Origin of the sequence: Orrella sp. 11846 (assembly GCF_048820935.1) — a bacterium.
Classification (GTDB): domain Bacteria; phylum Pseudomonadota; class Gammaproteobacteria; order Burkholderiales; family Burkholderiaceae_B; genus Algicoccus.
Genome location: NZ_JBMERD010000006.1, coordinates 122,349 through 137,624, shown reverse-complemented (window position 1 = coordinate 137,624; position 15,276 = coordinate 122,349). Strand labels below are relative to the sequence as shown.

Here is a 15,276-nt window from a genome sequence, read left to right as displayed (position 1 = left end):
GGGGTGGTGTCTTGAATGGTTCCGCCCCTGTCGACAAAATTGTTTTAGTTAGACCTTGTTTTGTGCTGATCGTTCAGCGGCTTCAAGCGTATTGACCAGTAACATGGCGATCGTCATGGGACCGACACCGCCTGGAACCGGCGTAATGGCACCAGCCACTTGGCTGGCTGATTCGAAGTCGACATCGCCGCACAGCTTGCCATTAGGTAAGCGATTGATTCCGACATCAATGACTACAGCACCTGGTTTGATCATGTCGCCGGTGATCATGTTGGGTCGCCCAACCGCCACGACCAGAATGTCAGCTGCACGAGTATGGGCAGCCAGATCACGTGTTTTGCTATTGCAAATGGTGACAGTTGCCCCGTCAGCCAATAAAAGCATGGCCATGGGTTTGCCGACAATATTGCTGGCACCCACAATGCAGGCGACTGCTCCTCGGCGCTCGACATGGTGTGCTTCGAGCATTTTCATGACGCCGTAAGGGGTGCAAGGTTTAAAGAGCGGGGTGCCTGTCATCAACATGCCCGCATTAATGACATGGAAACCATCCACGTCTTTTTCTGGACTGATGGCTTCGATGACTTTGTGCGTGTCGATGTGATCGGGCAAAGGCAGTTGCACCAGAATCCCGTGTATTGACGGATCTTCGTTGAGCGCTTGAATTCTTGCCAGCAGCGCTTCTTGCGTTGTTTCGCTAGGCAAAGTTTCATGCACTGAGTGCAGGCCGGCTTTTTCACATGCGGCAACTTTGTTACGAACATACACAGATGAGGCGGGATCGTCCCCAATCAAAATAACAGCGAGCCCAGGCGTGATGCCTTGCGCAATCAGGGCTTGAGTGCGCTGTGCAACTTCCTCACGCAATTCGGCCGCCAGTTGGGTGCCAGAAATGATTTGTGCGCTCACTGGGATACCTCGGTGTTCATAAGGGCGACCTTCATGAGATCGGCCACGGTGGTGACCTGAAGCTTTTCCATGATATTGGCGCGATGGGCTTCGACCGTTTTGATGCTGATACCCAAATCATCGGCGATTTGTTTGTTCAGACGACCCGCCACAATACGTTCCAAGACCTGCTGCTCGCGGGCTGTCAAACGTGAAATCATGGACTCATGTTCACGCTGAGCTTGGGCGCGGTTGAAGTTTTGTGTGGCAATTTCAAACATACGTGTAACCGTTTCACGTAGATCCACTTCGTTAAAGGGTTTTTCTAAGAAGTCGATCGCCCCTTTTTTCATGGTGGTCACGGCCATTGGAACATCACCGTGGCCAGTAATGAATACGATGGGCATTGGGCTTTGGCGAATGATCAGCTCTTCCTGAAGTTGTAGACCACTCATGCCAGGCATGCGCACATCCACAATTAACACACCGAACTGATCGTCCTGATAGTCTGCTAAAAAAGCTTCTGCACTGGCGTAGGTCCGCACACGATAGGCATTGGCTTCGAGTAGCCAACGCAGTGAGTCGCGCACGGCCTCATCGTCATCTACGATAAAAACAGTGCTGACAGATTGTGGCGAATTCATGCGTGAGTTTCCTCCTTGGGTTGTGTGCTCGCTGGTATGGATTCAGTCGGAGCACAAGGCAACGTAAACCGAAATATAGTACCGCCTTCTGGATTCTTAGCGGCCCATAACTGTCCGTGATGTGACTCTATGATGGTTCGACAGATATTTAATCCCATTCCTAAGCCTTCGGATTTGGTACTGAAAAACGGCTCAAAAAGTCGATCTGGATCCTCGACGCCGTGACCTTGGTCAATGACGGCAATTTCAACCAGATTCGATTGATGGCTAACAATGACTTTAAGCTCTTGACCTTGAGATGCCTCCATGGCTTCCAGACCATTTTTGACCAGATTCAGTAAAACCTGCTCAATGAGAATAGGATCCGCAAGAACAGGCGGCAATTGTTCAGGCACGATCAATTCAACCTGAATGCTGCGCTTGCGCGCATCAATGTCCGCTAAGCCAATCGCATTATCGATGATTTCATGAAGATCGACACGCTGACGACGTGGTTCATTGCGCTTAACGAACTCACGGATACGACTAATGATCTTTCCAGCGCGCTGTGCTTGTTGAGCCGCTTTTTCCAGCGCTTCGAGTAAACGTTCAGAGTCGGCCTGACCGGATTTGAGCATGGCCACTGCACCCATGCTGTAGTTTGAGATGGCTGTCAGTGGCTGGTTAAGCTCATGTGCGAGTGAAGAGGCCATTTCACCCATGGTCGTTAGGCGACTGGTAATTTGGATTTTTTCTTGCTGCACACGAGATTCTTCTTCGTGTGTACGCCGCTCTGTGATGTCACGGGCAACCTGAAGACGGACGCGGCGACCATCTGTCCAAGCCAGCATACGATGTTGCACCTCAAACCAGCGTTGCACGCTGGGTGAAAAAAGCTCTATAGGTTGTTCGGTGTAGCGACCGCGTCGGCCGGCCAATAGCTCGGCATGACCTTGGGTTTGTGCACCAAATAAAGTTCGGTAGGTGCGATTGGCAAACAACAGATCCATGCCGTCGGCGGTATCGGCGGTCACGGAAATGGCATCATCGAGTCCCTCCAAAACCGTCATAAACCGTTCGTGAGCCGCGGTGAGTGCCTCTCGAATACGTCTTGGTTCCGTAATATCCGTCATGGATGTCATCCATCCGATCTGGTTTCCACTGGGATCAAGTAAGGCTGAAACATAAATTCGGGACACAAAACGAGAACCATCGCGTCGTTGTGCTTCGAGTTCAATGCCACTGGCCGGTGTCTGTCCTGTTAGCACACTGTCTAACATGTTTTGGTGAACGTCGTATCGACCTGGGACCCAGTAAGGGTAGGGTGGCATGCGACCGATGAGATCGGCTTCATTCCATCCGATCATCCGGCAAAACGCGGGGTTCACGTAGGCGATACGTCCTTCCATGTCAATGACACGCATACCAGTGGACATAGAGTTTTCCATGGCACGCCGAAATGCTGTTTCCGCCATAAGCGCAGCTTCAGTCTGTGTGCGATGACGGGTGTAACGCCAGAGTGCCAATAGCGCAATGACAATGACGACTGATAGCGCAATGACGATCCACATTAAACGCTGTTGGCGTAATTCTTGATCGATAGACACAAACATGACGCTGCCGTCACGAATACGTTGCAGCCAAAAAAATGTCCCCATGACCAAGGCATACAGGACGAGCACAAGAAAAGGCACGACCCAATACCAGCGACGACGCTTGAGATGTGCGTGGTTCTGGAATGGAGTCACAATGCCTGTTTTGTGTGAAGACTTTTTTGATGTAGTTGTTTTTGCGTTGGTCTGATTCCGCATGCCTAATCCTTATCTAAGTCTATTGTAACTGCCTGTGGCGATATCTAATTTTGAGGTCATGTGTTTTTAGTGTTTCCAAAGACTTTAATCACCCAAAACAGTCAGTTTGTTTCGTAATATGAAATAACCATTCAATATATGAAATCTTGCTTGCCGCTTTCGACACAAGACAATAGAATCAGGAAGTACATATTCAAGTTGCCGTTTTTTAAATTAGCAGCTTGAAACCGAACAATAAGAAAGGCTGCCAAAACAGACAGACTCATGTAGAGACATGTTGAGTGATGGTTGCCTTTCAGATGTTGCTACAAGGAGATGCACGATGGGTAGCCCTGATTTGAAGTACGAGACCGCGCTTGCAAAAGATGACCCGGAAGCGCAGGAGTGGCTTGAAGCATTAGCTGCTGTCTTGGATCGTGAGGGGCCTGAACGTGCCCATGAGTTGTTGGAAAAGCTAATCGACATGGCGCGCCGTTCTGGTGCGTATATTCCTTATTCGCCCAATACGGCCTATCTCAATACCATCCCCGCAAGTTTGGGCGAAAAAAGTCCTGCCGACCAGGCGCTGGAAGCCAGAATTCGTAGTTATATTCGCTGGAATGCGATGGCTATGGTGGTGAAAGCGAACCGTCACAACCCACCTGATGGTGGAGATTTGGGTGGTCATATTGCTTCCTTTGCATCGCTTGCGACCATGATCGCTGCCGGACAAAACCATTTCTGGCATGCAGAGACTGAAGACCACGGTGGTGACTTGATTTATTTTCAGGGACACTCGTCACCTGGGGTCTATGGCCGCGCTTATTTGGAAGGACGTCTGACCGAAGATCAACTGGATCATTTCCGTCAAGAGGTGGATGGTAAAGGGCTGTCTTCTTACCCCCATCCAAAGTTAATGCCTGAATTCTGGCAGTTCCCAACGGTTTCGATGGGTTTGGGACCCTTGATGGCGATTTATCAGGCACGGTTTTTAAAATATTTGCACGCACGAGGCATTGCCGATACCAGCAAGCGTAAGGTCTGGGTTTTCTGCGGTGACGGTGAGATGGACGAACCAGAATCCTTGGGCGCAATCAGCCTGGCTTCCCGTGAAAACCTGGATAACCTGATTTTTGTGGTGAACTGCAACTTGCAGCGTCTGGATGGTCCAGTGCGTGGTAACTCAAAAATCATCCAAGAATTGGAAGGTGAGTTCCGTGGTAGCGGCTGGAATGTGATTAAGTTGATCTGGGGTGGCTACTGGGATCCTCTGTTGGCTTCTGACAAAGAAGGTATCTTGCGTCGCGTTATGGAAGAATCAGTCGACGGTGAATACCAGGCTTATAAAGCCAATGACGGTAAGTTTGTGCGTGATCATTTCTTTGGCAAACACCCAGCGCTTCTGGAGATGGTTTCACGCATGACCGATGAGGATATCTGGCGCTTGAATCGAGGTGGTCACGATCCGCATAAGGTCTATTCTGCATTCCATGCGGCTGCGAATCACACAGGTCAGCCTACAGTGATTCTGGCAAAAACGATTAAGGGTTATGGTCTGGGGCATGTGGTTCAGGGTAAGAACCCAGCTCACCAACAAAAGCAACTTGAATTGGATTCTATCCGTGAGTTCCGTGATCGCTTTAATATTCCGATCCCTGATGATCAGCTTGAAGATATTCCTTATTACAAGCCTGCTGAAGATTCACCAGAAATGGTGTATCTGCATGAACGACGTAAAGCGTTGGGCGGTTACCTCCCCAAACGTCGTCCACGTGCAGATGAGAAGTTAAAAGTGCCTGCGCTTGAAGTTTTTCGACCCATTTTGGATCCCACGCCTGAAGGTCGTGAGATTTCAACCACACAAGCGTTTGTGCGTGCATTGAATCAGATTCTACGTGACAAAGAGATTGGACCTCGTGTTGTGCCGATTCTTGCCGATGAATCTCGTACGTTTGGGATGGAAGGGTTGTTCCGTCAAATCGGTATTTATGCGCCAGAAGGCCAGAAATATACCCCTGTCGATAAAGATCAGGTGATGTACTACAAAGAGTCGGCTGACGGACAGCTTTTGCAAGAGGGGATTAACGAAGCGGGTGCATTTAGTTCGTGGTTGGCGGCAGCAACGTCGTACTCTTCGAACAACCGCATCATGATTCCGTTTTTCATCTACTACTCAATGTTTGGTTTCCAGCGTTTTGGAGATCTGGCATGGGCGGCGGGTGATATGCAGGCACGTGGCTTTTTGCTGGGCGGTACAGCAGGTCGCACAACGCTTAACGGAGAAGGTTTGCAGCACGAAGACGGCCATAGCCATATTCAAGCCTCTGTCATTCCAAACTGCGTGAGCTACGACCCAACTTTCGCACACGAAGTCGCGGTCATTATTCAGGATGGTCTACGTCGTATGGTTCAGGATCAGGAAGACGTGTACTACTACATCACCTTGATGAATGAGAACTACTCACAACCTGGATTAAAGAGTGGCGATGAAGAGGGCATCCTGAAAGGCTTGTATCTGCTCGAGCCTGCGCCTGAAAGTGATCAGAAAGATGCACCGCGCGCCCAGTTGATGGGTTCAGGCACGATTTTGCGTGAGGTGCTGGCTGCGGCTAAGTTGTTGTGTGAAGACTGGGGTGTGATGGCGGATGTTTGGAGCGCAACGAGCTTGACTGAATTGCGCCGTGATGGGATGGATTGCGAACGCCACAATATGTTGCATCCAGGGGAACCAGCCCAGATTCCCTACGTGACACGGACGCTAGAAGGAACCCAAGGCCCTATTATTGCGTCAACCGACTACATGAAGATTTTTGCAGATCAGATCCGTGCGTTCATGCCAGCGGGTAGAACGTATAAAGTATTGGGTACGGATGGGTTTGGACGCTCGGATTTCCGCTATAAGTTGCGTGAGTTCTTTGAGGTGGATCGCCATTTCGTGGTTTTGGCCACATTGACAGCACTCGCTCAAGAAGGCAAAGTCCCTGCAGAAGCACCTGCACAAGCCATTGCTAAATACAAGATTAACCCCAATAAACCCAATCCAGCCCACGCATGATTGTGGTTTACCAGGAGAGAACTGAATGAGCGAACTGATTGATATTAAGGTTCCCGATATCGGAGATTTTAAAGATGTCGAGGTGATTGAAATTCTGGTCAATGTGGGGGATACGATTGAAGTCGAGCAAAGTCTGATTACCGTTGAATCAGATAAGGCTTCGATGGAAATTCCGTCGTCAGCAGCTGGCGTCGTGAAATCACTGAGCATTAAGCTTGGAGATCGCCTCAATGAAGGTTCAGTCATGCTGCAGATTGAAGCGGGTGCACAAGCACCAGCTGCGCAGCCTGAAGAAGCTAAACCTGAACCCGCACCTGCAGCAGCTGCACCAGCTGTAGCGTCTGCAGCCCCTGAGGTTGTGACGCCCCCTGCGGATCTTGGCGTGATTCAAACCGCACCTGCGGGTTCATTGCCGTCACCTACACGTGCATACGCTTTACCCACAAGTGTGACGAATTTGCCTCATGCATCACCTTCTGTACGTAAATTTGCACGTGAACTTGGTGTGGATTTGGCCCTGGTGCAGGGCAGTGCTGACAAAGGCCGGATTACTCGTGAAGATGTGCAAGGTTTTGTGAAGCAAGCACTGTCTCAGGGCGTGAGCGCCGCTGCAAGTGCGTCGGGAGATTCGGGTGCCGCATTGGGTCTGCTGCCTTGGCCTAAAGTGGATTTCTCCCAGTTTGGTGAAGTTGAAGCCAAACCGTTGTCACGGATTAAAAAGATTTCTGGTGCCAACTTACATCGCAACTGGGTCATGATTCCGCATGTCACAAATAATGATGAAGCGGATATTACGGATCTTGAAGCGCTGCGTCAGAGCCTGAATCAAGAGTACAAACGCCAGGAAGTCCGTGTAACGATGCTGGCGTTCTTGATGAAAGCAGCAGTGGCTGCTTTGAAGAAGTTTCCAGAGTTCAACGCGTCGCTGGATGGCGATCAGTTGATCATGAAGCAGTACTACCACATTGGTTTTGCAGCCGATACGCCGAATGGCTTGGTGGTGCCGGTGATTCGTGATGTGGATCAGAAAGGAATCATTGAAATTGCGCAGGAAACGAGTGAATTGGCTGCGAAAGCTAGAGATGGCAAATTGTCACCATCACAGATGCAAGGTGGTTGCTTTACGATCTCTTCACTGGGTGGCATTGGTGGAACTGACTTTACGCCAATTATCAATGCGCCTGAACTCGCCATTCTTGGTGTTTCTCGCTCCAAAATGATGCCCGTCTGGGATGGTCAGGCATTTAAGCCACGGTTGATTCTGCCACTTTCATTGTCCTTTGATCATCGTGTGATTGATGGTGCAGCGGCTGCTCGCTTTAATGCATATCTAGGTAGTTTGTTGGCGGACTTCCGTCGAATCGTACTTTAAGGGGGCGTCATGAGTCTTCAGGAAATCAAGGTGCCCGATATTGGTGACTTCAAAGATGTTGAAGTCATTGAGATTCTGGTTGCAGTAGGTGAGACGGTTGAGGTTGATCAAAGTTTAATTACCGTTGAATCAGATAAAGCATCGATGGAAATCCCGTGCTCTGATGCTGGGGTGATTAAAGAACTGCGCATTAAGCTGGGTGACAAACTGAATCAAGGTGATGTCATGCTGATGCTGGAAGCAGCAGCAGCGCAGGCTAGTGAGAAGCCTGCAGAAAAACCTGCGCCCGCTGCTTCAGCTTTAGCACCGGCAACTCCACCACCTGCTGCAGCTGCCGCGACTCCGACAGCATCGGCTTCAACCAGTCAGGCGCCGGCAGCGGCACCTGCCAGTGGTCCAGTGGTTGTGTTGGGTAGTGGCCCAGGTGGTTACTCCGCAGCATTCCGTGCAGCCGATCTGGGACTGGAAGTTATTTTGATTGAGCGCTATCCCACATTGGGTGGTGTGTGTCTGAACGTGGGATGTATTCCCTCCAAAGCGCTTCTACATAGCGCCTCGGTTCTGGAAGCCGCACAAGGTTTGTCAGCCCACGGAATTTCTTTTGAGAAGCCGTCTATTGATCTCGATAAACTGCGTGACTTTAAATCGGGTGTGATCTCTAAGCTCACGACCGGTTTGGCCGGCATGGCAAAAGCCCGTAAGGTGACGGTCAAGCAGGGCGTTGGTCGCTTTACTGGGCCCAATGAGATTGAAGTTCAGTCTGATAATGGATCAGAAAAAGTCCAGTTTTCACATGCAATCATTGCTGCAGGTAGTGAATCCGTGAAGTTGCCAATGCTGCCTCAAGATCCACGCATCGTGGACTCAACCGGCGCATTGTCACTGCCAGCGATTCCAAAGCGCATGCTGATTATCGGTGGCGGCATTATTGGGCTTGAAATGGGTACAGTCTATAGCGCACTCGGTGCACGTTTAGACGTGGTTGAAATGCAAGATGGTTTGATGCCTGGAACGGATAAAGATCTGGTCAAAGTCTGGCATAAGAAAAACGATCATCGTTTTGATCACATGATGCTGAACACTCGGACTGTCAGCGCTGAAGCCAAGCCTGATGGAATTCACGTCACCTTTGAAGGTGAGAATGCACCCACAGACCCCCAGGTGTATGACTTGGTGTTGCAAGCCGTGGGTCGTCGTCCAAACGGTGCTTCGATTGGGGCAGATCAGGCTGGTGTGAATGTCAATGAGCGTGGTTTTATTGAAGTTGATCAGCAGATGCAAACCAACGTGCCTCACATCTACGCTATCGGTGACATCGTGGGGCAACCTATGCTTGCCCATAAAGCAGTCCATGAAGGGCATGTCGCTGCAGAAGTGATCGCAGGTGAGAAGAGTTTCTTCGATGCACGAGTCATTCCGTCCGTCGCCTATACAGATCCTGAAGTTGCTTGGGTTGGCGTGACTGAAGAACAAGCCAAACGAGATGGTCTCAAGGTTAAAAAAGGGCTGTTCCCCTGGATGGCCTCAGGCCGTGCGATTGCCAATGATCGTGATGAAGGGTTCACCAAGCTCCTGTTTGATGAGCAGACGGGTCGTATTGTTGGCGGTGGCATTGTCGGAACAGGTGCAGGGGATCTGATTAGTGAAGTGGTGTTGGCCATTGAGATGGGGGCTGACGCTGTCGATATTGGTCAGACCATTCATCCGCATCCAACACTGGGAGAATCTGTAGGCATGGCGGCTGAAGCTGCATTAGGCGTTTGCACAGATTTACCGCCGGTTCGTAAACGTTAAAAGGGACGCGTTTAACCGTCTATGAATGTTTGAACGAGCAGGGTGGGTCAGAAACAACGACTCACCCTGATTTTTTAAAACTGTGTTAGAATGCTTCTTCTATCGGAGGTGGCTGTAGCTCAGTTGGTAGAGTCCCGGATTGTGATTCCGGTTGTCGCGGGTTCGAGCCCCGTCAGCCACCCCAAAAAACACTGCAGTATCAATAAAAAACGCCGTCCTCGTTGACGGCGTTTTTTATTGGTCAAACGACTTTGACAGGAATTTGACAGAGTTTGCGTGTGTGGCAAGCTGAGACGGTACCAAACCGCCTAATTCATTAATCACAAGTAAAGATATGCCAGCCTGCACGTGCCACGATATCCATATATGTCGGAGATCGTACCCATTTGGATTCATTTTCCTAAGTGGTTTCAAACGCATGCTGAAATGTTCGACGGCCGTGTTTACGAGTTCACTTCACATTGTCACCATCATTTATCGTCAGATCTGTACTTTTAACTGATCGTGAAACCTTTGCTTTTTAATGTTTCAATGCCAAACAACAGTCTGAATTAATCAATTGTTAATGACCATTGACATCAATTTATATAGGCAATTCAAGGTGTCCGTTGATGCATCATAATTCGGTATTGATGAGTAGTTTTGGCCAAAGTTTGTTGCATATATTGATGTTGGGTGGTGTTTCTACGGTGACACGAAAAAGTCCATGGAAAGATGGCATGCTGTTCACAAACAAGCTTATTATTTGTCGCTGAAACTATAAAGACACATAACAAAAAATGAATTTTATTCAATTGCGTATTGTATCGTCAAGCGATACAATAACAAATGATTAAAACCTTCCGGCATCGCGGCTTGCAGCGATTTTTTGAAACAGGTAGCAAGGCAGGAATCAAACCATCTCATGCTGCAAAATTAGCGCGCCAGTTACAACGACTTGATAGTGCAGCTAGTCCTGAAGATATGGATATACCGGGATGGCGTTTGCACCCATTGCGTGGAACAGATCAAGATCAGTGGTCGGTTTGGGTCAATGGAAATTGGCGTTTGACATTCATGTTTGAAGGTCAAAATGCCATCTTGGTGGATTACCAGGATTATCATTAGGAGATTGTTATGCGTATGTATAACCCACCTCATCCTGGCGAGACATTGCGAGAGGATGTTCTTCCAGCCCTTGGTGTGTCGGTATCCGAGGCTGCGCGGCAGTTAGGAGTGAGCCGTGTTGCTTTGTCACGTGTATTACATGGCCGTGCCGCTATTTCTGTTGATTTGGCCAGACGTTTGGAAGCATGGCTTCGTAAGCCAAATGGTCGCGGTCCCAGTGCTCAGAGTTGGCTGCGTGGTCAGGCAGACTATGATTTATGGCAAGCTGAGCATTCTGGACATGAATTGCACGTTGAGTCCGTACATACGACTGTGACCTAGTGTGTAAACGAGGATCAGAAAGCGCGGTGATAAAGCCCCTAAACTGCTGTAATTCCAGCGAAGATGAGGCAGCCATTGCCTCGCTCGCTTAGGCGGATGTTTGCACACAAAAGTCCTAGGAAAACGAAACGATGACTAATTTCAAGATTGGCGTAAACACGGAGTAATTGGTAGATTTGTTTGACAGCGAGAAATAATGTTTTGTAGAGGCTGTTGGTTTGCCCGTGTATCTAAATCCAAACTGACCGTAAGACCCGTCTAATGCTTACAGTCAGTATTTGGGTGATGACTGGATGGATAAAGACGTCATCAAGATGATTCATCTGTGTCGAGCACATAGTTGGCTGTTTGATAGCCGTCTTCGATAAGCTGACGAATAGTTGCACGAGAGAAGTCGTACGCAAGTGAAGGCGGATTCTCAGGTGTCGTCTCACGCATGATACGTGTAAATGTTGTGCGCGCTGCACGACCCATCAGTTGTTGATATAGAGGTTCACTACGGAATAAATTGGCTTGCTCTTGCGGCATTGCTTCGAGTAGCTGTTTGATTAAACGTTGATGATCCTGAATCAAGTCTTGTTGGCGATGGTTACTACGCAACCTTTCAGAAAACAAGATTTCATCGCGCCGCGAAAACACATCTGTCATGTTTTTAGGAAGATGTTCACGATGACCTGTGAATAGATCAACCAAATAGATCTGTTTGCCGGTTGAACCCACACGTTCGAGCACGATATCTAAGGGCGAGTTACTGATGATCCCTGCATCCCAGTAATGCCTGTCATCAATTGTGGTCCATGGGAAAGCAGGTGGCAAACTGCCACTCGCTAAAATATGATCAGCGGTTAAGTTCTCTGTATAACTGTCAAACAAAACGATTTCACTGGTCTGAACATCAATGGCGGTGACCAGTAAACGAATTGGACCATTGCGTAAAGCTGGAAAGTCGACATATTTCTCCAGAAGCTCTTTCGCATCTGAAAAATCATATAAACCCGTCCAAGTGTCGGGTGGGCCAGCTCTTAAAAGCATGGCTAGCATCCAGCGAGGTGTAAAAAATCCAGGTACACCAAACATGGCGATCTGGTTGGTGGCCATCAGACGACGGCTGGACTCATCAGGGCTTTCGACAGCTACTGCAGAAATGTCGTGCCAGAAACTGTCTAGTGCTTCTGCGGCATGCTCTTTGGCGCTGGCAATGATGGCGGCATTAAATGCACCAATAGAAACGCCAGCCACCAAGTCCGGAATGATGCCGTGTTCTTGAAGTGCCCGAACCGCGCCACATTCAAATGCACCGTAGGCGCCACCACCCTGCAAAATAAAGGCCACCTGACCGGGGATTTCACTGAGTTTGAAACTGGCTTTTCGTAAGCTTGTGAGATGTTTGGCTAGAGGGACTCGATCGCGAATCAACATGCTGGCTGCCCGTGCGTTTTCACCGGCACGTCCGAGCGCAAAGAATCCCTGACAGATATCGTCTTTAAGATACAGCGTTTCAAACTGGTTGTTTTTTCGGTTTTCACGATCAATGGTCTTGGCATCGGCTTGCGTCAGACCCAGCACGTTAAAGCTTTGATCAAAGACATGGCTATAAAAGTAGCTAATGTGTGAGTAAGGATCATTGATCCTACTCATATTCCGCGCTGCACATTGGGCTTGATTAATTGCATTGTCCCAGTGTTCCGTTCGAATATATTGCTGAAAAACTGGATGCCAAGCGTTGGCGACATCACCTGCTGCAAAGATATCAGGATCGTTAGTTTGCAAGAATTTATCGACCAACACACCATTCTCAAGTGTGATGCCTGAGGATTGCAGCCAATCAATTGCCGGTGTAACCCCGGTTCCCATCACGACAAGATCGCATTGAATCTTTTCGCCAGTATCGGTGACGACTGTGGTGACTTTCTTTTCGCCTTCCAATCGGACTGGACGTACATCCAAACGCAAGTCGATTTTTTGTGACCGTAGAATGGCTTCAAAATGTCTGGAAATGGCTGGATGGTTTAGTTTGCAAAGGAGGTCGTTGCGCTCAATGAGGGTCACGCTAAGCCCCATTTGTTTTAAGGTGCCCGCAATTTCCATGCCGATAAAGCCAGCACCAATGACCACCGCATGACGATCTGACTTGCAATGGTCCACAATTTTGATGGCATCATCAAAAGTTCGCAATGTGTGGACACCCGCGAGGTTTGCGCCTGGAACATCAGCCCGCATTGCTCTAGAACCCGTTGCAATCAGGAGCCGATCGTAATGTAGTTGTGTGACCTTGTTTTTTTGTTTGAGGCTGATCGTTTTCTTCGCGCGATCCAATGCCGTCACTTGTGTGCCGCGTAAAAGCTCGATGTTTAATGTTTCGTACTCCGTACTTGGCATGACGGGTGAGCGTGGGGCGGTCATAGCAAGACCCATCCCGAGTTTAGATAACGCAGGTCGATGATACGGATAATGACTTTCTTGACCGATGAGCATGATCGTGGCTTTGGGATTGAGTTGACGTAAAGTTTGTGCTGCGGTTGCACCGGCTGTACCAGCACCAACGATCACAAAATCCGAATGCGGTAAGGAATGAGTATCTTTCATGGTTTTAATAGGTTCTGTATCAGAAAATAGACATGGATAACCCAGCGGCAAATAAAGATCCTAGGGTTTCGCACGGTTCTAGTTGTTCGTCAGTCAATGTTTTTTGGGCCAAGATTGCCTCAGGTGTTTGTGCCTGCGTATTGACAATTAGAGCAGGTTGAATCAGTTTGAGTCGCCACCCAGTGGCAATTCGTTCAATCTGTCGAGCAGCGTTTTCTCCATCGCTACCCGCACAAATTAGGATGCCGTATGGTCGACCTTGGATGCGATCCAAAGCGCCATAGTAAGTACGATCAAAAAAGTCTTTTAACATGCCGCTCATCGATGCCAGATTTTCTGGGGTGGCAAACACATAACCATCTGCATCTAGTAAATCTTGCGTGACGGTTTGTGATGCATGTCGAATCAGAATTTTGATATCATCGGATGCGAGCACGCCTTTTTCGAGTGCATCGACCATTTGTCGAGTTCCGTTCGTTTGGCTGTGATAAACCACCAACAGCTTTCGTGCATAGGTAGAGTTTTCAGGCATGATTTGTGATGTCAGGTTGTCGTATCAGCTATAAGAGTAACAAAGCTCTATAAGAAAGTATTGGATATTGATGACGGCGTCATGGTGGCCTCAACTTCTGCGACCGTTCATCGACACTTTTGATATGGATTCAAGAATAAAGAGAAGGGGATTTCAAAATGGCACTGAAAAAAACAAAAGATGGCATAGAAATTATTGGTCTAGGATTACATTTCGATGAAATGCCGCTTGGCCGAAAGATTCGAACTGTGGGGCGCACTATCACAGAAGCCGATCTGGTCTCCTTTGTGAATGCGACAGGCTTTACGGAAGTGCTCTTTACGAATACGGAATTTTTGCGTGAGGACTCAGACATTAAAGGTCGTCTGGTGCCAGGCGCGTTGGTTTTCTCAATGGCTGAGGGTCTGTTGATGCAGGCGGCTATGCAGCATACGGGCTACGCATTTTTGGACATGGAAATGAAAGTGCTTGGACCGACTTTTGTGGGTAATACGATTGAAGTGATCAGTGAGGTCATCGAAGCCCGCCCCAGTCGTAGTCGACCTGATCGCGGGTTGGTACGAACATTGAATCAAGTCGTAACTGAAGATGGTACGGTGGTGATGACTTACACACCGATGCGCTTTGTAAAACGTGTGACAGACTAAGAGCTTTTAATCAAAATATGAAGCCCGAAATCCCATGAGGATCTCGGGCTTCATGTTTTTGTGTTCAAGCAAAGCATCAGGTCGGCATAGTTCGCACCCGCTCGATTTGATTTAACTTAGCTAGACATTTTGGGTGGGAAGACTTTGTACCATGCACCATAAACCCAGCATGCTGCACAAAATGAGAAAGCCCATTCCAAAGCAGAAAACACGACCAATACCATGGCGGGGACACGCCAGAATTCGTTGCCTGTGAAATAAAGCACACTAGCCACTGTTGCGGCAATAAACAACAATTTGTTGGCAAACATTTTGGCGCCGGCGTTTTCTTTACGGCCTGCGATATTCATTTTTTCCATGGTTTTTGCAAACACGCGGTGTGACGGACATTTGTAATGTCCTAAAAATCCGCGAACAAATCCCATCACAGCCAATATCACCATCAACCAGGGTAGACCTGCGTACAGAGCCAGCAAACAGACGACAAATGTAATAAATGCGTCAAAGCGAATTGTGTTGGAATTCACGGGTGGAACGTCGAATCGAAGCATGATAGAAACC

Annotated in this window: 12 protein-coding genes and 1 tRNA gene; 7 read left to right on the top strand and 6 right to left on the bottom strand. The window is 48.6% G+C overall.

The annotated features are described in order from the left end of the window. Window positions 1–48: 48 nt before the first annotated feature. The 3 genes from folD to ACOI06_RS06820 are packed head-to-tail and all read right to left on the bottom strand — an operon-like array spanning window position 49 to window position 3,322. Window positions 49–909, bottom strand: a complete 861-nt coding sequence (gene folD / locus ACOI06_RS06830) for a bifunctional methylenetetrahydrofolate dehydrogenase/methenyltetrahydrofolate cyclohydrolase FolD (protein ID WP_420661791.1) — start codon at window positions 907–909, stop codon at window positions 49–51. Then, complete coding sequence (locus ACOI06_RS06825; RefSeq protein WP_420661789.1) at window positions 906–1,532, bottom strand: response regulator transcription factor; 627 nt, start codon at window positions 1,530–1,532, stop codon at window positions 906–908. The genes folD and ACOI06_RS06825 overlap by 4 nt, the downstream gene beginning before the upstream one ends. Beyond that, window positions 1,529–3,322: a PAS domain S-box protein gene (locus ACOI06_RS06820; protein ID WP_420661788.1), complete on the bottom strand. Its 1,794-nt coding sequence runs from the start codon at window positions 3,320–3,322 to the stop codon at window positions 1,529–1,531. Before ACOI06_RS06820 ends, ACOI06_RS06825 begins: the two co-directional genes overlap by 4 nt. Before the next feature lie 322 nt (window positions 3,323–3,644). On the opposite strand from ACOI06_RS06820, the gene aceE reads away from it, so the two are divergent. The 6 genes from aceE (at window position 3,645) to ACOI06_RS06790 (ending at window position 10,950) form a co-directional block, all read left to right on the top strand. Beyond that, entirely contained in the window at window positions 3,645–6,356 is a 2,712-nt protein-coding gene (gene aceE, locus ACOI06_RS06815) for a pyruvate dehydrogenase (acetyl-transferring), homodimeric type (protein WP_420661787.1), read from the top strand. Window positions 6,357–6,381: 25 nt separating this feature from the next. Next, window positions 6,382–7,728 carry a dihydrolipoyllysine-residue acetyltransferase gene (gene aceF / locus ACOI06_RS06810; protein ID WP_420661786.1) on the top strand — a complete coding sequence of 449 codons (1,347 nt, stop codon included), beginning with the start codon at window positions 6,382–6,384 and terminating at the stop codon, window positions 7,726–7,728. A 9-nt stretch (window positions 7,729–7,737) separates the two neighbouring features. After that, on the top strand, window positions 7,738–9,522 hold the full coding sequence (gene lpdA, locus ACOI06_RS06805; protein ID WP_420661785.1) for a dihydrolipoyl dehydrogenase: 1,785 nt from the start codon (window positions 7,738–7,740) through the stop codon (window positions 9,520–9,522). 108 nt (window positions 9,523–9,630) lie between these two features. Continuing rightward, window positions 9,631–9,706, top strand: a tRNA-His gene (locus ACOI06_RS06800). A 644-nt stretch (window positions 9,707–10,350) separates the two neighbouring features. Further along, entirely contained in the window at window positions 10,351–10,629 is a 279-nt protein-coding gene (locus ACOI06_RS06795) for a type II toxin-antitoxin system RelE/ParE family toxin (protein WP_420661784.1), read from the top strand. Between the two features lie 9 nt (window positions 10,630–10,638). After that, a complete protein-coding gene (locus tag ACOI06_RS06790; protein ID WP_420661783.1) occupies window positions 10,639–10,950 on the top strand; it encodes a HigA family addiction module antitoxin in 312 nt (103 codons plus the stop codon). Between the two features lie 309 nt (window positions 10,951–11,259). On the opposite strand, the gene ACOI06_RS06785 is transcribed toward ACOI06_RS06790, so the two are convergent. Both ACOI06_RS06785 and ACOI06_RS06780 read right to left on the bottom strand, forming a co-directional pair. Beyond that, a complete protein-coding gene (locus ACOI06_RS06785; protein ID WP_420661782.1) occupies window positions 11,260–13,536 on the bottom strand; it encodes an FAD-dependent oxidoreductase in 2,277 nt (758 codons plus the stop codon). A 19-nt stretch (window positions 13,537–13,555) separates the two neighbouring features. Continuing rightward, window positions 13,556–14,068: a flavodoxin family protein gene (locus ACOI06_RS06780; protein WP_420661781.1), complete on the bottom strand. Its 513-nt coding sequence runs from the start codon at window positions 14,066–14,068 to the stop codon at window positions 13,556–13,558. A gap of 158 nt (window positions 14,069–14,226) precedes the next feature. Between ACOI06_RS06780 and ACOI06_RS06775 the strand changes: the two genes are divergently transcribed. After that, window positions 14,227–14,715, top strand: a complete 489-nt coding sequence (locus ACOI06_RS06775; protein WP_420661780.1) for a MaoC family dehydratase — start codon at window positions 14,227–14,229, stop codon at window positions 14,713–14,715. A 116-nt stretch (window positions 14,716–14,831) separates the two neighbouring features. Here ACOI06_RS06775 and ACOI06_RS06770 read toward each other — a convergent pair whose 3' ends face one another. After that, window positions 14,832–15,266, bottom strand: coding sequence for a DUF4395 family protein (locus ACOI06_RS06770; protein ID WP_420661779.1), 435 nt, complete (start codon window positions 15,264–15,266; stop codon window positions 14,832–14,834). Between the last annotated feature and the right edge of the window lie 10 nt (window positions 15,267–15,276).

What these genes read in the sequence shown, in the direction of transcription:
- ACOI06_RS06825 (WP_420661789.1), bottom strand. Translation starts at nt 1,532, where the DNA reads ATGAATTCGCCACAATCTGTCAGCACTGTTTTTATCGTAGATGACGAT.
- ACOI06_RS06820 (WP_420661788.1), bottom strand. Translation starts at nt 3,322, where the DNA reads ATGCGGAATCAGACCAACGCAAAAACAACTACATCAAAAAAGTCTTCA.
- aceE (WP_420661787.1), top strand. Translation starts at nt 3,645, where the DNA reads ATGGGTAGCCCTGATTTGAAGTACGAGACCGCGCTTGCAAAAGATGAC.
- aceF (WP_420661786.1), top strand. Translation starts at nt 6,382, where the DNA reads ATGAGCGAACTGATTGATATTAAGGTTCCCGATATCGGAGATTTTAAA.
- lpdA (WP_420661785.1), top strand. Translation starts at nt 7,738, where the DNA reads ATGAGTCTTCAGGAAATCAAGGTGCCCGATATTGGTGACTTCAAAGAT.
- ACOI06_RS06795 (WP_420661784.1), top strand. Translation starts at nt 10,351, where the DNA reads ATGATTAAAACCTTCCGGCATCGCGGCTTGCAGCGATTTTTTGAAACA.
- ACOI06_RS06790 (WP_420661783.1), top strand. Translation starts at nt 10,639, where the DNA reads ATGCGTATGTATAACCCACCTCATCCTGGCGAGACATTGCGAGAGGAT.
- ACOI06_RS06785 (WP_420661782.1), bottom strand. Translation starts at nt 13,536, where the DNA reads ATGAAAGATACTCATTCCTTACCGCATTCGGATTTTGTGATCGTTGGT.
- ACOI06_RS06780 (WP_420661781.1), bottom strand. Translation starts at nt 14,068, where the DNA reads ATGCCTGAAAACTCTACCTATGCACGAAAGCTGTTGGTGGTTTATCAC.
- ACOI06_RS06775 (WP_420661780.1), top strand. Translation starts at nt 14,227, where the DNA reads ATGGCACTGAAAAAAACAAAAGATGGCATAGAAATTATTGGTCTAGGA.
- ACOI06_RS06770 (WP_420661779.1), bottom strand. Translation starts at nt 15,266, where the DNA reads ATGCTTCGATTCGACGTTCCACCCGTGAATTCCAACACAATTCGCTTT.